This window comes from Nocardia sp. TBRC8007, assembly GCF_056629435.1.
This window is the reverse complement of record NZ_JBWSOR010000017.1, coordinates 1-21,438: the sequence shown is the minus strand read 5'-3', so window position 1 is coordinate 21,438 and position 21,438 is coordinate 1. Positions and strand designations below refer to the sequence as shown.

Here is a 21,438-nt window from a genome sequence, read left to right as displayed (position 1 = left end):
AAGCATCAGACACTGCCTCCGAGTTTCGACGTCCCAACGTGAGGTGATCGGCCGTGAAACTGCGCTCCCTGCTGCATCGTCGACCTGCAAATCAGGTTCCGTTACTACCTGCTACTGAATCCGAGGATGGGCGACAGGCCCACGACACATCGATGTCATCGCGTGGCTCCGAAACAGCCGCGAAGGAAGAACGCCTGGAACGACTACTCACCCCAACCGAGCTCGATCTCTTCCAGCACCACCGGCTCTGAGCCCTCGGTGAGCATCTGTCCCGAATTATGTCGAGAGGCGCCGTATTCGTCAGGTGACTTCACCAGCTGCTACGAAACCGGCCATCCTGAATGTCGATGACGACCCGAACGTGACCAGGATCGTATTTCGGCAACCGCTGATCACCACACTCGTCGCGGAACCACGAATTCCTGGTCCGCAATCAGCTGCTCTGATCTGATCCAGCAGATCACACAGATCCCGTACATCGAGGTGCGCACCACTACCGAAGTACTCACCGCCGACAGTGCCGAGTATCGCGGCGTCCGCTTCCACACGGACCGGTACGCTGCACCGGACGTGCCGGATGTCCCGGCAATACGATGCGCGGGAAAGCAGAGTATGAAGCGAACTTTCGTCATCGTCTCGGTCATCGGGACGGCAGGTTTCCTGCTGGTCGGCTGCGGGGGAGCAGAGGAGTCCGCCGGTGCGACCGGACCGCGCGTAAGCTCGGCCGATACCGGTACCTCGGCCTCCGGTATAGAGGTACCGGCGAACAGGCCGAAGGGGAACAGCCCCTCGCGCAGCACCGCGTCCGACACCACGTGCGGGGGATTCAAAAAGCTGGACACCGATGTCGAGAGATCGTTGATCGAACAGATCCTGGCGGAGAATCCAGGTAACCCGCTCGAAGGAAGTCCGAACGTGGCGCTCGGCACCGCCAAGCTGGTGTGCCTGTCGCCCAGTGTGACCGACATACCGGTCGCAGTCGCCGCCGGGATCGTGCCGAATTGACGTCCGGCCGCACCCGAGGGGACATGGTGCTGTCCCGTCGAGCGCGGCCGGATTCGACTCGATCCACAGCGGACCTACTGCCCGCCTTTCTGGTTGCTACCCGTGTGCAGCGGTTATCAGGGCAACACCTGCGGCACAGCCTGCGGAGCGATCAGACCGATGAGGGCGCCGATAATGGCCCCATTGATCGCACCGTTGACCGCGCCGATAGCGGCGAGTGGCACGGCGCCGACGATGTAGAGCGGCAGTCCGGCGACCGCACCGGTTATGGCACCGAACGCCGCACCGATCCCCGCGCCCGCCGCGGCGCCATTGGCGACTGGATCGGAGTTCTGCGCGTTCGGGTCGGTCGCGATATCGGCAGGCACACTGGCAGCGACGGGCTCGACCTGCGTGGCGGTCACCGGGGCCGCGGCAGCGGGAGCCGGCTGGAACGCAGCAGCGGCCTGGAACGCCTGATCCGCATCGGGTGCGACGGCCGCGGGCACAGTGGTCGCCCCTGATGCCCCGGCGACCACCGCGATGTGCTGGTCGACAGCCGACGGCTGGGCCTGCGCGGTGCCCGCGGCGATACCGACAGCGGCGATGGGAAGCACGATGGCAGTACTGAATTTACGCAACTTCATTCCAGGATTCCCCTCCAAGAACAGGCCGTCCCCTATGGACCGGCCGCCCGAAGAATGTACAACACGCGTCAAACTATTGGCAGACAGTACTTTCCGGTCTCCGGAGCCCTCATCCGCACTCCGGCTACCGATTTGCCGGAATATAGCCGAATCGGGTGATCGCAGGAGAATTCGCTACCGTTGACCAGGTGGACCTGGGAAGGGTTTCGATTGCCACTGTGGCATGCCCTATTTACGGAAGACCGTCTCGGCAGCACAAAAACAGCGAGCCGACTGGCACCACCGCATGTGCCGTAAATAGTCAGCGCACCCAGTTCTGTGACAACATTAACAATTCGAAGCATCGCTACGGCTCCCGCTCGAACCGAAGCGCACCAGTATTCAGCCCACTATGGCGGGAACTCGGATCGTGACCTACGGCGGGAATCCACGGCAGAATGACACCGTGGCAGAACTGGCGCTCACCGCCCGACTGAACCCTTCCGCCGCCGATACTCGGCGCGGGGTAGTCCGGCTGCATCCGGAAGTACTGACCGCGCTCGGACTGCGGGAATGGGATGGGATCGCGCTGGTCGGCGTGCGGCGCACGGCAGCGGTGGCAGGCTTCGCGCGCCGAGGAACACCCGCCGGGATCGCGCTGCTCGACGATGTCACATTGTCCAACGCCGGGCTGCGCGAGAACGCGACAGTAATCGTCACCCCCGCGGCAGTGCACGGCGCGCGACAGGTCTCGGTCAGCGGCTCAGTGCATGCCACCCGCGCGATTCCAGCCACGACGCTGCGCCAGGCGCTGCTCGGCAAGGTGGTCACAGTGGGCGACGCGGTTTCCCTTCTGCCCCGCGATCTAGGCCCCGACACCAGCTCCACGGCAGCCACCCAGGCACTTTCCCGCACCTTCGGTATCGCGTGGACCACAGAACTGCTCACAGTTACCGCCACCGACCCACGTGGACCGGTGAGCATCCAACCGAACACCGCGGTTGTCTGGGGGGCCGGGGTGGTCGCCGCGCGGGACGCCGCCGATCTGGCATCAGCCGGAACGCCGATTCCGGTCGGCGAGGCCTCGCGCGGAGCCACCGAGGCCGTTGTTTTCTGCACGGCAGCAGGCACCAACGCCGCCACGACGGGCCGGACCACGGCGGCCAAGAACACCACACCACGCGTATCGTTCGAGGACCTGGTCGGCGTGCGTGGCCAAGCCGCGAAGCTCACCGAATGGCTCAGCCTCGCCTTGGACGAGCCGGAACTATTACGGACACTCGGGGCACGACCACATCTCGGTGTGCTGATCACCGGCCCTGCCGGGGTGGGCAAGACCACACTGGCACGCGCGGCTACCTCGCCGCGGCGGATAGTGGAGCTGGACGGTCCGGTCATCGGTGCGGCCGAGAGCGGTACCCGGCTGCGCGAGGTGGCCCAGGCGGTGGCCGAGATCGGCTCCGGTCAAGGGGGTGTCCTGCTCATCACTGATATCGACGCTCTACTGCCGGTGGACGCCGAACCGGTCGCCACACTCATCCTCGACCAACTGCGTGCCGCGATCGCCGAACCGTGCGTCGCGTTCTTGGCGACCACCGCGCATCCGGCCAGGATCGATCAGCGGCTGCGAGCGCCAGACCTGTGTGACCGCGAGCTCGCGCTGCCATTGCCGACCGCAGCGGTGCGCAAAGCCCTGCTGGAGCAGCTGCTACGCCAAGTACCGACATCGGCCTTGAGACTGGAGGAGATCACAGCACGCACCCCTGGTTTTGTAGTTTCCGATCTGGCAGCGCTGTGCCGGGAGGCGGCGCTGCGCGCGGCTTCCCGAGCCAAGGAGCACGGCGAACCGCAGCTCACCCAGCCGGACCTGCTCGGGGCGCTCGCGGTGATCCGGCCACTGTCGCGGTCGGGGATGGAAGCGCTCGCCATCGGTAGCCTGAGTCTCGATGACGTCGGCGATATGGCAGAGACCAAACAAGCATTGACCGAGGCAGTGCTGTGGCCGCTGCGCCACCCGGATTCGTTCGCTCGCCTCGGCATCGATCCACCGCGCGGCGTATTGCTCTACGGCCCGCCCGGTTGTGGCAAGACCTTTTTGGTCCGTGCGTTGGCTGGCAGCGGCCAGCTCAGCGTGCACGCGGTCAAGGGGGCCGAACTGATGGATCGGTGGGTCGGCTCATCGGAGCGCGCGGTGCGAGAATTGTTCCAGCGCGCACGTGATTCCGCACCTTCGCTGATCTTCCTGGACGAGGTGGACGCGCTGGCACCGCGCCGCGGTCGAAGCGCCGACGCCGGTGTCGGCGACCGGGTGGTAGCGGCACTACTCACCGAACTCGACGGTGTAGAGCCACTTCGCGATGTGGTGGTGCTCGGCGCGACCAACCGGCCGGAACTGATAGATCCGGCACTACTGCGTCCGGGCAGGCTGGAACGATTGGTCTTCGTACCGCCACCCGACACCGCGGCCCGGCGAGAGATCTTGCGTACCGTGAGTAGGACGGTCCCATTGGCCGGCGATGTCGACCTCGACGCACTGGCCCAAGAGCTGGACGGATACTCTGCCGCCGACTGCACCGCCCTACTGCGCGAGGCAGCGCTCGCAGCGATGCGCCGGAATGTGGATGCCGCTGACGTTTCCGCGACCGACATCCTGGCAGGTAAGGCAGTCGTACGCCCCTCACTCGACCCGCTTCAGCTCGATGCGCTGCGCCGCTACGCGCGCAATCGCGAGCACGTAGCGGGAAGTGAAAGCCGCTATCTCTAGCCGAGCCGAACTTCGCGGAAAACCCGGCAACAGATTCTGACGAATCCTTCAACCACGAGACATGCACCGGTAAGTCCGCGATAATCGTCGGATACCAGGGGCATCGCGGGTATCTTCGACAGTCGTGCGCAGAGTCGGCGAGGTGGTCGACGCGACGACGGCCTGCACAGCAGCCGCGGTCGCGGGGATCACGCTGTTTCTGCCGGACGCCATCGATACCTACGGCGAGGCGACGCCGTATCAGATCATCAGTTTGCTCGACAGCGCGCCGCGCAGCTCGGCGCTGGCGGTGGTCTTCGCGGTCACGACGGCTGTGCTGGTCACCATGACCGCCCAGCCGCTGGCCGGCTGGATCGCGGCAGCGGTCGCCCTGCTGGTGCAGTTGCTCAACCATATCGCGGGCGGGCGATCTCCGTCAGCCGAGATGCTCACCACAGAGAACTACATCGACTCGATGTGCGCCGCGGTGGTGCTCGGTGGGCTGGGCGCCGCAGTGCTCCGCCGACCACTGACCGGCGCGGCGTTCGCGGTAGGCGGCGTCGGATTCTTCAGCTTCGGCGACCTCGCGGAATTCATGGGTATCGAACGGAATCCGTACGCGATGCTGGAGACCCCACCACACTGGATGGTCGAAATAGCTCTGGCTCTGCTAGTGCTCAGTATCGCACGCAACTGGGAACGCACCGAGAAGCTGGAAGAACCGCAGATGGCGATCACGTTGCCGGTGGCGCCGATCCTCGCTGCGATGGTGCTCGCCCTGACCACCCTAGCGGGCACCGCATGGCTCAGCCACCAGTACGACAAGCTGCCCACAGCGAGCCATACGGTGGAGATCGGGGTCATCGTGGCCGCGACGATTGTCAGCGCGACAGCCGCGGCCATGCTGTTGCCCGGCCGCGACGGCACTGGCGTGTACTTGGCCGTGAGTTTCACCTCGGTAGTGGGTGCGGTAGGTTATACGACACAGCCCAGCTGGGGCGGAGTAGTACTGCTCGCACTGACGGCCATCGGTGTCGCGGTCGGGTGTCGGCTGCCCTCGGCCACTCTCGCCATTCTGCTCATTACGAGCCTCTCGATCTCCGCCATAATCACCCCGACGGTCACAAGCCCCGCAGCGTTCGCCGTGGTCAGCGCCGTCATCGCGGTGACCGCAGGCTATTGCTGCGGCACGGCACGGCCGCGCTACGCGCCCAGCGGGGTTCTCGCGATCACCGCACTCTATCTCCCTACCGTGATCTCGGCGCTGCCGAACGCGAACTCGGACTGGCGCCACGATACGCAGATACACGGTGCCCTACCAGGACGTGCCGCGCTCGCCATCGTCATAGGTAGCGCGATCGGACTGATCTTACTGTACAAACTCCGGCCACTTGACACAGCGCATTCCGAGGGCGGCTCAGAAGCGGATCATTATCGATAGCACTCCGAACTCAGGGCGGTCTGCCGCGGCACTCGCGCGCTCGCGAACCAGGTCATGTGGAACGCTGCGATCGATCCGGCCAGCAGCCCGAGCACAACAGTGCCCGCGAGCATCGGGTACTCGGCCATGACCACCGCGAGATACCGATAGGACAACAACAGCGCGGCCAGTACCACCGCACCACCGGCGACCAGCCGGACCCGGAACCATCCCCAGCCACGCTCTGGAGCACGTAACGCCGACTCGATGGTAAGGCACAACACTGCACCCGCGACCAAATCGACACCGTAGTGATAGCCGAAACCCAAGGTAGCCGCCAAGGTGGCCACCAACCAGAATGTCCCGCCCCAGCGCAGCCAGCGCGGAGCGGGACTGCCGTCGATGTCTCGCCTGGTATGCAGGAACAGCGACAATGCCCACGCTGTGTGCATGGACGGCATACAGTTACGTGGAGTCTGCGCGTCGAATAGCAGCGGCGCCGGATTCCGATCGATCGGCGGCACCACAGCAGGCCAGTAATCGCCCACCTGCATTCCGCTGCCCTCCGGACCGAACGCGAATATCGGGCCGACAACGGGGAACAGCACGTAGATCAGGGGTCCGATGAGCCCGAGCGCGAGGAAGGTACGCACCAGATAGTGCGATGGCCACTGCCGCGTCGGCACCACGCGGCGCAGCTGCCAGACGGCCACGACGATCGCCGCTACCGGCAGCTCGATATAAACCCAATGCAGTACCGCATAGCCCACTGGCCCGAGCGCATCGACCACGCGGCCGAAGACCCAGGCCGGATCGCCCAATGCGCGGTCGGCCAAGAGCACATACTCGTCGAATACCGCAGGGCGGCTGAGCACGGTGATGTGCAACCACACGTCGCCGACCTTGGTAGCCAGAATGAGCAGCGCTCCGAGCGCGACCGAACGCAGGGCGTCGCGGCGTTCGACGCCTGTCCAGCGTAGCCAGGCCAGCAGTCCCAGCGCGGTGAGTACGAGAGTCGGGCCGTTGCCGATCGCAAACGGCGCCCCGGTCAATAGCCGGAAACCCGCCCACACCACATCGATGACCACCGCAGGGCCTACCGCGACCAGCCGGCGCCGGACCGAAATGCCCACCAGTGCGAGAAACAACCCGGCCCACGGCACCGACATGGATTTCGGCGTGCCCAGGTAATCTCGCCACAGACTCGCCAAAGGACCTTCGAATCCCTGTCGAGCCGCGACCACCTGCAACGCGATCAGCAGGGCAGGTACGGTCGCTGCTATCACCGCGACCCAAGAGCCGGTCCGCCGTCTTCGACTGCTCGGCGCTGCTGCTCCCACTCCGGCACCCGGGTCTTCGACAAGCACGTCGCTAATAGTAAATGGAGGGTGAACACCGCCCCTTTAGCCAGCTGAACAACAATGAGCTATCCCACAATGCTACTGATTCAGCTCCCCGACCAACGCATCCACCACCGCGATCAAATCGCCCTGAGCCGCTGCGGCAACCCGGCGCTGCCGCTGATAGGAGGCGCCCCGCTTCGGAATCTCGGCGACCAGCGCGAGCTCCGCCGCACAGCCGAGCCGTGCGGCTGTCGGCTCCAATCTGTTCAACAGGTCGTCGAGGTCATCGGTGACCAGTCGCTCGTTGCTGTCGGCGTCGGTGATGATGATCGCGTCCAAACCATAGCGGGCAGCCCGCCACTTGTTCTCCTGCACATGCCACGGCGGAAGAGCGGGCAGGGTCTCGCCATTCTCCACACGATGATCCAGATCGACGATCAGACAGTGGATGAGCGCGGCCATCGCGGCCAGCTCAGTGCGCGTGGATATCCCATCGCATACACGTACCTCGATGGTGCCCCACTTCGGTGCCGGGCGAATGTCCCAGTGCATGCCGCCGAGCTGGGTGAATACGCCAGTCTTGAGCTGGTCGTATACGAAATGCTCGAATTGCGTCCAGTTCTCGAACTGGAACGGCAGGCCCGCGGTCGGCAACTGCTGGAACATCAATGTCCGATTGCTGGCGTAACCAGTGTCCGCTCCAGACCACATCGGTGAAGAGGCGGACAACGCAAGCAGATGCGGGTAGGACAGCAGCAGTGAATTCAGGATCGGAAAGACCTTGTCTCGGTGGGAAATCCCGACATGCACATGCACACCCCAGATCATCATCTGACGACCCCACCACTGCGTGCGCTCGATCAGCTCGTCGTAGTGCTCCGAGCGGGTCAGCTGCTGAGCCGACCACTGCGCGAACGGGTGAGTGCCCGCGCAGAACAAATCGACACCGAACGAGTCGGCCACCCGCCGCACCGTGTTCATAGTGCTGGTCAGATCCTCGACCGCTGCGCCGACCGTATCGTGTACGCCGGTGACGATTTCCACGGTGTTGCGCAGCAACTCCTTGGTGACCTGAGGTGTGCCGTCGTGTGCGCGCAGGTCACCGACTGAGTCGAAAACTGTCGCAGCGGTATTCGACAAATCACGGGTTGTCTTGTCCACCAGGGCGATCTCCCACTCGACCCCGATGGTGGGCCGGGGCGAGCCTGGGAATGGAACGTGTTCGATTCCTGCCCCGGTCATATGCCACCAGTTCTACTCGATGACGCCGCATGCGACGCGGCCACCCGCGTCACCCGTGGCCAGGGTCGTCTCGTCCGGGCCCGTCGCGCCGCCCGCACGTCCGTAACGGCCGGGGATATTGCCAAAGTTGTCAGCGCCGGCGTGGACGATCAGGGACTTGCCTTTGATGTCGTCCAGGGTGACGGAGTCTGTGGTGGTGACCAACTCGGCCATACCGTCGGAACGCACTTCGAGCGAGGTCAGATCACCACTGGCCGGATGCGCGTTGGCGCTGCCGACCTGCAGATGTCCACCGGCGGAAAGAAAATCGCCCGCCGGGCCGCCGGTCGGCGCGACCGAATCCGGTTCGCATTTGCCCACCTGATGTATATGCAAACCGTGGAAACCAGGACGCAGCCCATGCGCTTTGACGGTGACCTGGAGATGGCCGCCTTCCTGGGCGAAACTCGCGGTACCGACCGAAGCACCCTCGGGGTCCTTCAACTCCGCCGTCAGCTGGCCACCGCTGCCCTGCGCGCCGTGCCCGGTCCCCGACTCGCCCGCCGGAGCGGGGGAAGAGGTCCATACCGGCGGGGTCGTTCCCTTGACGTCGCTCGATTCCTGACTGTTCGAGCAGGCTGCGAGGCCGAAGACCGCGACCGCGAGCATCGGGGTCACAGTCCGCCAAGACAGGCGACGAGTTGTGGACGAGACCATTCGGGGAACTCCTTTACGAGTACCGAGTTTACGAGTAAAGCTGAGTGGACAGGTTCGCTACCGGACAAGATGATGCCACGACCGCCCTGTCGCGCCCCGACAGGGCCGTGTGCTGTGCCGCCACCGGGCTTGTGCGCAATATCGGGTCAGTTGCCCGTGACGATCACCGTGACACCAGTCCCCGAGCCTCCGACCACACTGGAATTCGGGGCGACCACAGCGCCGAGCTCTGCCGCGATAGCTCGCGCCGCCTCTTCGGCTATGGGCGCATTACCGTAGAACACGGTGGTCTCCGGGATATTCGTGCCAGCAAAGTTCCCCGTCTCCGCGATCGTCCACCCACTCGCCGCGAGCCGGTTGGCCGTTTTGGCCGCGAGCCCGGTGATCATGCTGTTGTTGAGTACTCGTACCGGCACCGAACGGACCGCTGGGCCTGCGGCCTGGGCCGGAGGAGTGATCGCGGGCGGCACTTCGGGCGTCGACGTACTCGCCGCAACGCTGGTCGCCGCGACCACGCTGGAAGTCTCCGGTCGAGTGGTCGCCGAAGGCGCGTCGGTCCCCGATGCGTTGGAGACACCAGCGTCGGAATTCGACAGCGAGATCGCGCCGAGGACCGCGAAGACGATGGCCAGTGCGATCAGCACCATCGCCAGCGCACGCAACGGTAGCCCACCAGGGGTGGGGTTCGGGTAACTCACCCTGGTGAGCCTAGTCCTGCCGGGCGAATCCGGGTCCGCATCACCGGTCAGACCCGTAAACCGAGTCGTCGCGCCGCTCGCGCTTTCTGCCTGCTCGCGCGCAGCCTACGCAGCCGCTTCACCAGCATCGGATCGGCAGCCAACGCCTCTGGTCGGTCGACCACGGTATTGAGCACCTGATAGTACCGAGTGGGCGACATGCCGAACAGCTCGCGAATGGCTTCTTCCTTTGCGCCGGCGTACTTCCACCATTGCCGCTCGAAGGCCAAGATATCGAGTTCACGACGACTCAGACCGTCGACGTTCCCGACGAGGCCGGTCGTCACCGTGACATCTTCGCTCACGGAAGAACCGCCCTCGACCACGGAAGGATTCCGTGCCACTGCGCCGTCCATCTCGCTCCCTCGCCGAGTATCCACCAGACGAAATCTGTCGCTTTTATTCCGGATCATGCACGTGCCCGACCACGCACATCCTGGTCGTGTGCGTTCCGGATCATTCAACCACGCCTGCCACGGATGCCACGGCTCACGTCACGGCGTGTTCACTACCTGCGAATAGAGCGTGTCACCCTCTGAACACCCGGAATGCTCAGACTGGGAACCCACGGCCATAATTGGCCCATGGCAATCCTCCCGATCGTGATCGTCGGCGACCCGGTTCTGCACACCCCGACCACTCGAGTCACCCAATCACCGGAGGAATTGGCTCCGCTCATCGCGGATATGTACGACACTCTCGACGCGGCACACGGCGTCGGGCTCGCGGCCAACCAAGTCGGGATCGGGCTGCGCTTGTTCGTCTACGATTGCCCTGAAGTCGCCGCGGACGGTACTGCGACCCACCGCCGCGGAGCGGTGATCAACCCGGTGCTCGAGACCTCGGATATCCCGGAGACCATGCCCGATCCCGACAACGAAGAGGGTTGTCTTTCGGTGCCCGGCGAGCAGTTCCCCACCGGCCGCGCCGAATGGGCCAAGGTAACCGGGACCGATGAACACGGCGCACCTGTCGAAGTGGAGGGCAAAGGTTTCTTCGCCCGCATGCTCCAGCACGAAGTCGGCCATCTCGACGGGTATCTCTATGTGGATGTGCTGATCGGCCGAAACGCACGAGCGGCGAAAAAAGCGATCAAACGCAACGGCTGGGGCACACCGGGTCTGAACTGGCTGCCCGGCACCGACCCCGACCCGTTCGGGCACGATGACTGATCCCGGTGCCCACCTGCCCGATATCCCGATCGGCCGCCGTGTAGTGCTGCGCTACCGGCTTCCTGCGGGTTATCCCCAGCCGCTGACCGATGTGATCGGCGAACTCCTCTGCCTGGATCCGCCGACTGTGCGTGGCGCCGACGGTCGGGTCGTCTCGGTGACATTCGATCAAGTAGTCGCGTTGAAGGCTATCGGACCCCGACCGATCCGCACGGCCGAGATCCGCGCGCTGGAAGCTGCCGCTGCCTCGGCCTGGCCCGGCACCGCACACACCTGGATCGACGGCTGGCTGGCGCGCGCGGGCCACGGCTACACTCGGCGCGCGAATTCCGCTGTGCCACTAGGTAGCTCCGCGCAGCCTGCCGCCATGTCCGCGCAGACACTGCATCGGATCGGCGCGTGGTACACCGCGCACGGCCTGCCCCTGCAACTCGCACTGCCCGATCGGCTAGCGATGGTCCCGCACGGCTGGCACAGCGAGGGAGAGACGCTCGTGCTGGCCATCGATATCGACAATTTCGTCCTGCCGCAAGGGCCTTCGATGGTGCGCATCGCTCCCGAGCCGGACGACAACTGGCTGGGCTTACACCGCTACAGCGGCGAGGATCCCGCCGGGCAGGTAGTTTCGGCCCCCACACCAGATACCGACGTGCTTACCGCGATCCACGACGGCGAACTCGGCTTCGCCGCACTCGGCCTGCCCCGCCCCCTCGCGATCGGCCGCGGCGCGCTCACCACCGCACCGGACGGCAAACGCTGGGTCGGCCTCGCCTGCGTAGCCGTTGCCGCCGCACACCGTAGGCACGGCCTCGGCGCGCTGATCTGCGCCGAACTGGTGCGCTGGGGTAGTTGTCGCGGTGCTACACATGCCTACCTGCAGGTGGCGGCTACGAACACAGCCGCATGCGCGATGTATCGCCGGCTCGGCTTCCTCGAACATCACGCCTACCGCTACGCGGCACCCGCACCTTTCACTGAACCGGGCAGCCTGAGATAGAACAGATCCGTCCCCGCTCACGAAGGAAAGATCACTGTGCGTCTCGCCACCTGGAACGTCAACTCGATCCGCTCCCGAATCGACCGGGTCGCCGATTGGCTCGACCGGCAGGACATCGATGTGCTGGCCATCCAAGAGACCAAGTGCCGGGATGACCAGTTCCCGTTCGAACGCTTCGACTCGCTCGGCTACGAGGTGGCCCATCTCGGCCTCAACCAGTGGAATGGAGTCGCGATTGTCTCCCGAGTCGGCCTCACCGATATCGAGTACGCCTTTCCGGATCAACCGGGGTTCGACAAGACCGCCGGGGAATCGCTGCTCGACAATCCGGTGGTCGAGGCTCGCGCGATCGGGGCCACCTGCGGTGACCTGCGGGTGTGGAGCCTGTATGTGCCCAACGGTCGCGCACTGGATGATCCGCACTATGCCTACAAATTGGCATGGCTCGCCGCGCTCCGGGACAATGCGGCCCGCTGGCTGGCTGCGGACCCACAGGCGAAGATCGCGCTGGTGGGCGACTGGAATATCGCACCGACCGACGATGACGTGTGGTCGGTGGAGTACTTCGCCGACAAAACGCATATCTCCCAACCCGAACGCGATGCTTTCCACGCCGTGATCGATGCCGGGTACGCCGATATCATGCGGCCGTTCGCGCCAGGTCCCGGTGTCTATACCTACTGGGACTACACCCAGCTGCGCTTCCCGCGTAAAGAAGGAATGCGCATCGATTTCATCCTCGCCTCCCCGACGCTGTCCGCGGGCGTGACCGAAGCGGCGGTCGACCGCGAGGAACGCAAAGGCAAAGGTGCCAGCGATCACGCTCCGGTGGTCGCCGAATTCGCCGCGAACGACGGATAAGCACACTCAGCATAATGCCCGAACGGCAATTTATCCGACATACCCGGCCATCAGCCGATAGTTCGCCAGGTGAACAGCGGTGGAAGCGGTGAAATTAATGCACACAGCTTCTGATTCCACTTCTGCTACCAGCTCCCATCACTACGATGGTGATCGACTATCCGACCATCGTCCCGCGGAGAAATACGAGCATGACGTTCTATCGGCACGTGGGTGTGATACCACCGAAACGGCACACTCAGCTTCGCGATGAGCAAGGTCGGCTCTACTACGAAGAGTTGATGGGCGAGGAGGGCTTTTCCGGCGACTCCGCCCTGCTCTATCACCGTGGACTGCCACCTGCTCTCGTCGATTCGACGGTCTGGGAGTTACCCGATCAATCAACCACACCGAACCACCCGCTGCGCCATCGACATCTACGCCTGCACGCCCTGTTCCCCGATAGCACTCCAGCCGAGACCGACGCGGTCACCGGACGGCGGCTGCTATTAGCCAACGCGGACGTGCGCATCTCCTACGTGGTCGCCGAGCGCGAGTCGCCGCTGTACCGCAACGCCATCGGCGACGAGTTGGTGTACGTGGAATCCGGCGCCGCGCTGGTCGAAACCGTATTCGGTCCGCTGCCCGCGCGGCAGGGCGATCAGGTGCTCATCCCGCGCGCCACAACCCACCGTTGGCTGCCCGAGGGACCGGAGCCATTGCGCGCGTATGTTATCGAGGGCACCGGTCACATCACACCGCCCAAGCGGTATCTGTCCAGGTTCGGTCAACTGCTCGAGCATGCCCCGTATTGCGAGCGCGATCTACACGGCCCGACCGAGCCGGGCGCCGCGACAGGCACCGACGTGGAGGTCCTGGTCAAGCACCGCCCGGCTGGACAGATCGTCGGCACCCGCATGGTCTACGCCACGCACCCGTTCGACGTGGTCGGCTGGGACGGCTGTCTGTATCCGTTCACCTTCAATATCGACGACTTCGAACCGATCACCGGCCGCGTCCATCAACCGCCGCCCGTCCACCAGGCTTTCGCGGGCAACAACTTCGTCATCTGTAATTTCGTACCGCGCAAGGTGGACTATCACCCGCTGTCGATCCCGGTACCGTATTACCACTCCAACGTCGACTCCGACGAGATCATGTTCTACTGTGGCGGGGACTACGCGGCTCGTAAAGGATCCGGCATCACGCAGGGCTCGGTATCGGTGCACCCCGGCGGCTACGCCCACGGACCGCAGCCAGGCGCCTACGAAAACAGTATCGGCGTCGAGTACTTCGACGAACTGGCCGTCATGGTCGACACTTTCCGGCCGCTCGAACTGGGTGAAGGCGCGCTTGCCTGCGAAGACCCCGGCTACCCATGGACCTGGTCCGGACGGGGGCCCGCATGAGGATCCGGGTCGAGGTGCCCACCGAATCCCGATTCGGTCCGGACAATCTGCCCTATGGGGTGTTTGCCCCGGCCGGAAAGGATTTCCGGGTAGGCGTGCGGTACGGCGATCAGGTCATCGATCTGGCCGCGACTCTCGACGCTCCGGTTTTCGCGGCGCCGGAACTGAACGGCTTCCTGGCCCAGGGCCCGACACGCTGGCGCGAAGTGCGCGAACGGGTGCGCGAACTCGTGGACGGCGAGATCGACGCGGCCGCAGTGCATCCAGTTGCCGATGTGGCGCTGCGGCTGCCGGTGCGGATCGGCGATTATGTGGACTTCTACGCGAGCATCGAGCATGCGACGAATCTGGGCAGGATGTTTCGCCCAGACGGTGATCCGCTCCTGCCCAATTGGCGCCACCTGCCAGTCGGCTACCACGGCAGAGCGGGAACTGTGGTGGTCTCTGGCACCGAGGTGGTACGTCCCTGCGGTCAGCGCAGAACCACTTCGGGCGCAACCGATTTCGGCCCCTCGCTGCGGCTGGACATCGAGGCCGAGCTCGGTTTCGTGATCGGGCTCGGCTCGGAGCTCGGCGTACCGGTCGATATCGATGAGTTCGCAGACCGGGTCTTCGGTGTCGCGCTCATCAACGACTGGTCCGCCCGCGATATCCAGGCATGGGAATACCAACCGCTCGGCCCGTTCCTCGGCAAATCCTTCGCGACCTCGATGTCGCCGTGGATCACCCCGCTGGCCGCCCTCCAGGCCGCCCGGATACCGCTGCCGGAACAATCCCCCACTCCGCTGCCCTACTTGCGCGGAACGCAGCATTGGGGCCTGGACATCGATCTCGCCGTGACGTGGAACGGCCAACCGGTCGCATATCCGCCCTATGCCCAGATGTACTGGTCACCAGCACAGATGCTGGCCCACCTCACCGCGAACGGCGCGTCCATCCGTGCCGGCGACCTGTACGCCTCAGGCACCATCTCCGGTGCCGCCGCGCACGAACGTGGCTCATTCATCGAATTAACCTGGGGCGGCAGCGAACCTGTTCGAGTGAATGAACAGGAGCGTACCTTCTTGGAAGACGGCGACGAGGTCACCATCACCGCGTCGGCTCCTGGCCCAGGTTCGGCACGAATCGGACTGGGCGAAGTCACCGGCCGTATCCGATCCGCCCAGCTGCGCTGATGCCCCGAAATCACAGGCTTCGCCGAAGAATCCACCGCTATCCGCCGACACGCCGAACGCACATGTCATCGCCCAGGTATGGTCGGGAGAAGATTTCACGAGACCAGCGGGTGCTCGCACCAGCGGGCTGAGAGGACGGCTAGCCGAGAGGCGCCAGGGTCGTCGACCGTATGAACCTGACCGGGTAATGCCGGCGTAGGGAGGAAGAATGGCATCCGTCACTGCGTCCGACGGCCGAAACGCGCCTGTCGACAGCGTCACCACCGGCCCCATCGAGGGCAGCGTCAAGCACTATCTCGAGGTCGATGAGCTGCGCATTCCGGTGCGCCGGATCAACTTGACCAATGGTGAGCACTTCGACGTCTACGACACCTCGGGTCCGTACACCGATGACACGGCGGTCATCGATCTGGAAGCCGGTCTACCGAAACTACGCGACACCTGGACTAAACCCCAGGTAGAGGGTCCGCACACCCAGCTGGCCTGGGCCCGCCAGGGCATCATCACACCGGAGATGCGGTTCATCGCCGCCCGCGAAGGAGTTTCGCCGGAGCTGGTGCGGGACGAAGTGGCAGCGGGCCGCGCGGTGATCCCGGCCAACCACAAGCATCCGGAACTGGAGCCGGCCGTCATCGGCAAGAAATTCCTGGTCAAGATCAACGCGAATATCGGCAACTCGGCAGTCTCCTCGTCCATCGCCGAGGAAGTGGAGAAGATGGTCTGGGCAACCCGCTGGGGCTCGGACACCATCATGGACCTGTCCACCGGCAAGAACATCCACGAAACACGCGAGTGGATTCTGCGCAACTCCCCCGTCCCGGTCGGCACCGTGCCGATCTATCAGGCGCTGGAGAAGGTCAACGGCGATCCGACCGCGCTCACCTGGGAGATCTACCGCGATACGGTGATCGAGCAGTGCGAGCAGGGCGTGGATTACATGACCGTGCATGCGGGCGTGCTGCTGCGTTACGTCCCGCTGACCGCCAAGCGGGTGACCGGGATCGTCTCCCGCGGCGGGTCGATCATGGCGGCGTGGTGCCTGGCCCATCACCAGGAATCTTTCCTGTACACGAATTTCGAAGAGCTGTGCGAGATCCTCGCGCGCTATGACGTCACCTTCTCCCTCGGCGACGGTCTACGCCCCGGCTCCATCGCCGACGCCAACGACGAAGCCCAGTTCGCCGAGCTGCGCACCCTGGGCGAACTGACCACGATCGCGAAATCACATGGCGTGCAGGTGATGATCGAGGGCCCAGGCCACGTGCCGATGCACAAGATCGCGGAGAACGTGCGGATAGAAGAGGAGCTGTGCGAGGAGGCGCCGTTCTATACCCTCGGTCCGCTCGCCACCGATATCGCGCCCGCCTACGACCACATCACCTCGGCCATCGGCGCCGCGATCATCGCGCAAGCGGGCACCGCCATGCTCTGCTACGTCACCCCAAAAGAACATCTCGGTCTACCCAACCGCGACGATGTGAAAGTGGGCGTGATCAGCTACAAGATCGCCGCGCACGCCGCCGATCTCGCCAAAGGGCATCCGCACGCACAGAACCGCGACAATGCCCTATCCACAGCGCGTTTCGAATTCCGCTGGCGCGACCAGTTCGCCCTCGCACTGGACCCGGACACCGCACGCGAGTACCATGACGAGACGCTGCCCGCCGAACCGGCCAAGACCGCGCACTTCTGCTCCATGTGCGGCCCGAAGTTCTGCTCCATGCGGATCTCCGCCGACGTGCGCGAATACGCCGCCAAGCAGGGACTGACCGAAGCCGAAGCACTAACGGCGGGCATGGCGGAGAAATCCGCCGAGTTCGCCGACAACGGCAATGCGGTCTACCTGCCTGTCGTCTCGTAACGGACATCCGCCGCCCGCCACGTTCCGGCGGGCGGCGGCTCCGCTGGCACGATCAGAACAATCTCCGGCAGCACCGGGCCATGTGCAACACCCGCCGGACCTCAGACCAGGAGTCACAAGGTCGCCCCCGGATCCGGCCACCGTCCCGATCGGAACGCCGGTTACGGTCAGTACATGACCGACCGACCGGCCCGAAGGACGGCAACAACGTGATCGATGCCTTCTACCTGCCCGATCCGGAGCGCCCGGATCGGTTCCTCTCCACCGAACTCACCCGTGGCCCCTGGTCGCCGGACGCCCAGCACGCGGGTCCGCCCTCGGCATTGCTCGGTCACGTGATCGAACGATGCGAGCCACGGCCAGGGTTCCAGGTCGGGCGCGTCGCCGTAGAGATCCTGGGCCCGGTACCGCTGGCACCATTGACAGCGGCAGCACGGGTCGCCCGCCCCGGCCGCAGCGTGGAACTGATCGAAGCCACACTGTCCACCGAGCGCGGACCGGTAATGCGGGCGAATGCCTGGCGATTCAAACGCGCCGATCCGGAATTGTCCCTACCGGAACACCTTCTCCCCACTGGAGTACGCCCGTTCCCCGAACAAACGACATCCGTGCGATTCCCCTCCGACCAGCCGGTCGGCTTCCATACCGCCATCGAATACCGCTTCGTCACCGGCTCTTTCACCGACCCCGGCCCCGCACTCTGCTGGATCAGACTCAAACACCCCATCGTCGCGGGCACCGAACCGAGCCCACTGGAACGCACCCTCGCGGCCGCCGATTCCGGCAATGGTGTCAGCTCGGTACTGGACTGGTCGAGCTACCTGTTCATCAACACCGATCTGACGGTTAACCTGCACCGTCAACCGGAGGGTGAATGGGTCTGCCTCGATGCCGTCACCCATCCCCAGCCGCACGGCATAGGCCTGACCGAATCAGCGCTCTACGACGAAAAGGGCCCTTTGGGCCGCAGTACGCAAACCTTGTTCCTCAGCGGCCGATAGCCGAGACAGGTTCACTGGCGGGAGCGAGAGAACGGCGCGACCAGATTTATCGGCACGTGGATTCAGCGAACCGCCTTTCCGCGCGCTCGATCCGGCAGCGAAGATTAGCCATAAACCTCCAGCACTTCACGAATTTTCCTCGCCCTGCCGTCATCACCGGTTCCGCAGGGGTCTGAAAGTGCATACCCCTGATCCACCGGGCTCTGTCCTGCGTCTACTCGGCGGCCGCACTTTCAGCGAGTCATCACCGCCGCCAATGGCTATCGGGCAAATCAGATGGACTACCGTATGCTGCCGTCCGCTACGTTCCGCACGCGGCGGACAGCAGCAGGGTCCGGTTACCCGTGGTGCCTGCTCCAGGCGTCCGTAGGGTTGATGAGGTGAAACTGCTGCCATTGCCCGCTGAGGGGCAGACTCCCGTCCGGGCGCTCACCATTGCTGGCACCGACTCCGGCGGATGCGCCGGAATCCAAGCCGATACCCGCACCATGGCATTGTGCGGGGTGCACGCGTTGGTGGCGGTAGCTGCGGTGACCGTGCAGAACACAGTGGGAGTCAGCGGTTTCCACGAGATTCCGCCGCGGATCGTGGCCGATCAGGTGCGTGCTGTCGCCGGAGATATCGGCGTGGATGCCGCCAAGACCGGCATGCTGGCCTCCACCGCCATCATCGAGGCGGTCGCCGCAGTGTGCCAGGAGATCGGCATCGGCCGCGATGGCTCGATCCCCTTGGTCGTCGATCCGGTCGCGGCCTCGATGCACGGTGATGCGCTGCTGCACGCCGAGGCATTGGACGCGGTCCGCAACACCCTGATTCCGCTCGCGACCGTGGTGACACCGAATCTGGACGAGGTCAAACTGCTCACGGGTATCGGCGTCGAAGACGAGGTTTCCGCACGACGCGCGGCGCAGGCGCTGCACAAGCTCGGGCCGCGCTGGGCGATCGTCAAGGGCGGGCACCTGCACTCCTCGGAATACAGCACCGACCTGCTGTTCGACGGCGAGCAGTTCCTCGAGTTCACCGCGCCGCGCATCACCACGGGCAACGATCACGGCGGAGGCGACACGCTGGCCGCCGCGATCGCCTGTGCGCTGGCGCACGGTCATTCGGTTCCCGAGGCGATGGAATTCGCCAAGGAGTGGACCCGCCGTTGCCTTGCCGCGTCCTACGATCTCGGTGCGGGCCACGGACCGGTGTCCCCGCTGTGGCGGTTGCATCGATACTGACTCTCTGACTGGGGTTTATGACTCGAAGTGCTGGCCGACGGTGATTTCGCGCGAGCCAATAGCGTTGCGGTACAGACAGACCCGATAGCCGCCCGTATCGACCTCAGACGCAGCGGTCCGCCTACACCGCTCGAGTTCCAGCGGCCGTCGCAACGCCCAGCTCGAGGAGTGCGATGGAGTTCGAGAGCTGGGTCCGTACCGCCAGTGCGATCTCGGCGCATGCGTGGTGCCTCAGGCGACCGTGTCCACCCCCGCGACCACACCCGGGGCTGCCCGCCCGTTGTATCGACTGTGTGGCCCCGCCAGGCTGTGCGGCGACGGTCCGAGGGGATATCGGCCGTGCCACACAGTCCAGCGGTCGAGGCCGATGCTCAAATCGTAATCCCGAAGACGCTGGTGGGGCTGGTAGCGACCACGGTGGGGGTCGCGGTACCGGTGATCGGTGCCGACACCACCTGACCGGTACCCCGGTTCGCGATGAACAAGGTGCTGCCGGAGGCGGTGATGCCCACGGGGAGCGATAGACCGGTCACCAGGGGGGTCGGCACACCACCGGTCACCGGCAACGTCACCACCTGATTGCTCCCTATGCCCTCGCCGATGTAGAGGAGGTTGCCGACCCGGACGAGGAATGTGCCGCCGCTCAGACCGGCCGTCAGCAGGGTCGGAGTGCCCCCGGCCTGCGGAACCGAATACGCACTGGTGGCGGCATCGGTGAAGAACAGCAGACCGCCGTAGGTGTAGGGCAGCGAGTTGCTGGTGCCGTCCACGGAAGTGACGGTGACACCGACCGTACCGGTGCCGGGTGGGGCGATGGCATTGATCTGGGTGTCGGAGACGATGGTGAACGTAGTCGCCGTCGCCCCGAACCGCACAGTCAACGGGCCGGTGAACCCGCTACCGAAGATCTCCACCGTGTTGCCACCGGATTCGGGACCGGAAATCGGGTTGAGCGCGGTGAGCACGGGCGGAGCCAGGAGAGCCGCCGCGATCGGGGCGAGCCCGGATTGGGTGGGTATTCCGTCGGTGATCCCGAAGACGCTGGTGGGGCTGGTGGCGACTACGGTGGGGGTGGCAGTGCCGGTGATCGGCGCCGACACCACCTGACCAGCACCCGCATTGGTGATGAACAGGGTACTACCGGAGACGGTGAGATCCTCGGGGATCAACAGACCAGTCACCAAGGGGGCCGGTGTGCCGCCGGTGGTCGGCACCGTCGATACCCGGTTGGCCCCTCGCTCGCAGATATAGAGGAGGTTGCCGACCCGGACGAGACCTTGGCAAGCAACCAGGCCGGTCGCCAGCAAGGTTGGTGTGCCCCCGGTCTGCGGCACCGAATACACATCGGTGCCGCCGTCGGTGAAGAACAGCAGGCCTGCGCCGTCGTAGGTGTAGGGCAGCGGATTGCTCGTGCCGTTCAGTAGAGCGGCAACGGTGACCTCGACGGTGCCAGCACCTGGTGGGGCGATGGCATCGATCTGGGTGTCGGAAATAATGGTGAAGGTAGTTGCCGTCGCCCCGAACCGCACGGCCAACGGGCCTGCGCCAGCGAATCCGCTGCCGAATATCTGTACCGTGTTACCGCCAGAGGTGGGACCGGAACTGGGGTTGAGCGAGGTGAGAACAGGCGCCATCAGAGACCTCTAAGATTGAAAGTCGTTGTACTGCAACATTTGTAGAGCTAGTTTCGTCTCTTTTACCCAGTAACCCACTGACGGTGGCGGTTTCGCAACGCATCCCTGGTGGCAGTTTCGCAACAATCCCCGGTCCGGTTCTCCGCTGCTCCACTGGACATCGCATCCACACCGCCACATCCTTGGAGAAACCGTCATCGATCACGATCAGGCAAGGCCGGTTGAGCATTCCGGCCCTGTAGACGGCTTCAATCGATTCGACGATCTGTGGACCAGTTGGAGGAGCGCGACCCAGAAACTACCAACTTCATTTCCGATGAAACCGATGGCTC

At 64.6% G+C, this 21,438-nt stretch carries 19 protein-coding genes; 11 read left to right on the top strand and 8 right to left on the bottom strand.

Annotation, left to right across the window (positions count from 1 at the left end; genetic code table 11):
• Positions 1 to 300: 300 nt before the first annotated feature.
• A complete protein-coding gene (locus ACX4ZE_RS14790) occupies positions 301 to 546 on the bottom strand; it encodes a hypothetical protein (protein WP_480273994.1) in 246 nt (81 codons plus the stop codon).
• A gap of 66 nt (positions 547 to 612) precedes the next feature.
• Here ACX4ZE_RS14790 and ACX4ZE_RS14785 point away from each other — a divergent pair, with 66 nt between their 5' ends.
• A complete protein-coding gene (locus ACX4ZE_RS14785; RefSeq protein WP_480273993.1) occupies positions 613 to 1,005 on the top strand; it encodes a hypothetical protein in 393 nt (130 codons plus the stop codon).
• Between the two features lie 116 nt (positions 1,006 to 1,121).
• On the opposite strand, the gene ACX4ZE_RS14780 is transcribed toward ACX4ZE_RS14785, so the two are convergent.
• Positions 1,122 to 1,631: a hypothetical protein gene (locus ACX4ZE_RS14780; RefSeq protein ID WP_480273992.1), complete on the bottom strand. Its 510-nt coding sequence runs from the start codon at positions 1,629 to 1,631 to the stop codon at positions 1,122 to 1,124.
• Positions 1,632 to 2,022: 391 nt separating this feature from the next.
• Between ACX4ZE_RS14780 and ACX4ZE_RS14775 the strand changes: the two genes are divergently transcribed.
• Together ACX4ZE_RS14775 and ACX4ZE_RS14770 are read left to right on the top strand one after the other, a co-directional pair.
• Entirely contained in the window at positions 2,023 to 4,374 is a 2,352-nt protein-coding gene (locus ACX4ZE_RS14775; RefSeq protein WP_480273991.1) for an AAA family ATPase, read from the top strand.
• Positions 4,375 to 4,498: 124 nt separating this feature from the next.
• The gene (locus ACX4ZE_RS14770) at positions 4,499 to 5,794 is read left to right on the top strand and encodes a hypothetical protein (protein ID WP_480273990.1); all 1,296 of its coding nucleotides are present in this window, start codon (positions 4,499 to 4,501) and stop codon (positions 5,792 to 5,794) included.
• Here the strand turns inward: ACX4ZE_RS14770 and ACX4ZE_RS14765 are convergent.
• From ACX4ZE_RS14765 to ACX4ZE_RS14745, 5 genes are all read right to left on the bottom strand, one after another.
• Positions 5,785 to 7,149 (bottom strand): DUF5933 domain-containing protein, encoded by a 1,365-nt coding sequence (locus ACX4ZE_RS14765; protein ID WP_480274047.1) that lies wholly within the window; start codon positions 7,147 to 7,149, stop codon positions 5,785 to 5,787. The genes ACX4ZE_RS14770 and ACX4ZE_RS14765 overlap by 10 nt on opposite strands.
• Positions 7,150 to 7,212: 63 nt before the next feature.
• Positions 7,213 to 8,358, bottom strand: coding sequence for a glutamate--cysteine ligase (locus ACX4ZE_RS14760; RefSeq protein WP_480273989.1), 1,146 nt, complete (start codon positions 8,356 to 8,358; stop codon positions 7,213 to 7,215).
• A gap of 12 nt (positions 8,359 to 8,370) precedes the next feature.
• Positions 8,371 to 9,054, bottom strand: coding sequence for a superoxide dismutase[Cu-Zn] (sodC, locus tag ACX4ZE_RS14755; protein WP_480273988.1), 684 nt, complete (start codon positions 9,052 to 9,054; stop codon positions 8,371 to 8,373).
• A 146-nt stretch (positions 9,055 to 9,200) separates the two neighbouring features.
• Positions 9,201 to 9,752, bottom strand: coding sequence for a LytR C-terminal domain-containing protein (locus tag ACX4ZE_RS14750; protein ID WP_480273987.1), 552 nt, complete (start codon positions 9,750 to 9,752; stop codon positions 9,201 to 9,203).
• 47 nt (positions 9,753 to 9,799) lie between these two features.
• Positions 9,800 to 10,147: a DUF3263 domain-containing protein gene (locus ACX4ZE_RS14745; RefSeq protein WP_480273986.1), complete on the bottom strand. Its 348-nt coding sequence runs from the start codon at positions 10,145 to 10,147 to the stop codon at positions 9,800 to 9,802.
• Between the two features lie 228 nt (positions 10,148 to 10,375).
• Between ACX4ZE_RS14745 and ACX4ZE_RS14740 the strand changes: the two genes are divergently transcribed.
• The 8 genes from ACX4ZE_RS14740 to thiD all read left to right on the top strand — a co-directional run bounded on the left by ACX4ZE_RS14740 (position 10,376) and on the right by thiD (position 19,472).
• Positions 10,376 to 10,963, top strand: a complete 588-nt coding sequence (locus tag ACX4ZE_RS14740; protein WP_480273985.1) for a peptide deformylase — start codon at positions 10,376 to 10,378, stop codon at positions 10,961 to 10,963.
• Positions 10,956 to 11,960 (top strand): N-acetylglutamate synthase, CG3035 family, encoded by a 1,005-nt coding sequence (locus ACX4ZE_RS14735; protein WP_480273984.1) that lies wholly within the window; start codon positions 10,956 to 10,958, stop codon positions 11,958 to 11,960. The genes ACX4ZE_RS14740 and ACX4ZE_RS14735 overlap by 8 nt, the downstream gene beginning before the upstream one ends.
• A gap of 36 nt (positions 11,961 to 11,996) precedes the next feature.
• Positions 11,997 to 12,821, top strand: coding sequence for an exodeoxyribonuclease III (locus ACX4ZE_RS14730; RefSeq protein WP_480273983.1), 825 nt, complete (start codon positions 11,997 to 11,999; stop codon positions 12,819 to 12,821).
• A gap of 191 nt (positions 12,822 to 13,012) precedes the next feature.
• Positions 13,013 to 14,209 (top strand): homogentisate 1,2-dioxygenase domain-containing protein, encoded by a 1,197-nt coding sequence (locus ACX4ZE_RS14725; RefSeq protein ID WP_480273982.1) that lies wholly within the window; start codon positions 13,013 to 13,015, stop codon positions 14,207 to 14,209.
• Positions 14,206 to 15,384, top strand: coding sequence for a fumarylacetoacetase (gene fahA / locus ACX4ZE_RS14720; RefSeq protein ID WP_480273981.1), 1,179 nt, complete (start codon positions 14,206 to 14,208; stop codon positions 15,382 to 15,384). Before ACX4ZE_RS14725 ends, fahA begins: the two co-directional genes overlap by 4 nt.
• A 208-nt stretch (positions 15,385 to 15,592) precedes the next feature.
• Positions 15,593 to 17,245 (top strand): phosphomethylpyrimidine synthase ThiC, encoded by a 1,653-nt coding sequence (gene thiC / locus ACX4ZE_RS14715; RefSeq protein ID WP_480273980.1) that lies wholly within the window; start codon positions 15,593 to 15,595, stop codon positions 17,243 to 17,245.
• A gap of 209 nt (positions 17,246 to 17,454) precedes the next feature.
• The gene (locus ACX4ZE_RS14710; RefSeq protein WP_480273979.1) at positions 17,455 to 18,246 is read left to right on the top strand and encodes a thioesterase family protein; all 792 of its coding nucleotides are present in this window, start codon (positions 17,455 to 17,457) and stop codon (positions 18,244 to 18,246) included.
• Positions 18,247 to 18,626: 380 nt separating this feature from the next.
• Positions 18,627 to 19,472, top strand: coding sequence for a bifunctional hydroxymethylpyrimidine kinase/phosphomethylpyrimidine kinase (gene thiD, locus ACX4ZE_RS14705; RefSeq protein ID WP_480273978.1), 846 nt, complete (start codon positions 18,627 to 18,629; stop codon positions 19,470 to 19,472).
• Between the two features lie 371 nt (positions 19,473 to 19,843).
• Here the strand turns inward: thiD and ACX4ZE_RS14700 are convergent, their stop codons facing one another.
• A complete protein-coding gene (locus ACX4ZE_RS14700; RefSeq protein WP_480273977.1) occupies positions 19,844 to 21,106 on the bottom strand; it encodes an IPT/TIG domain-containing protein in 1,263 nt (420 codons plus the stop codon).
• Positions 21,107 to 21,438: the final 332 nt, after the last annotated feature.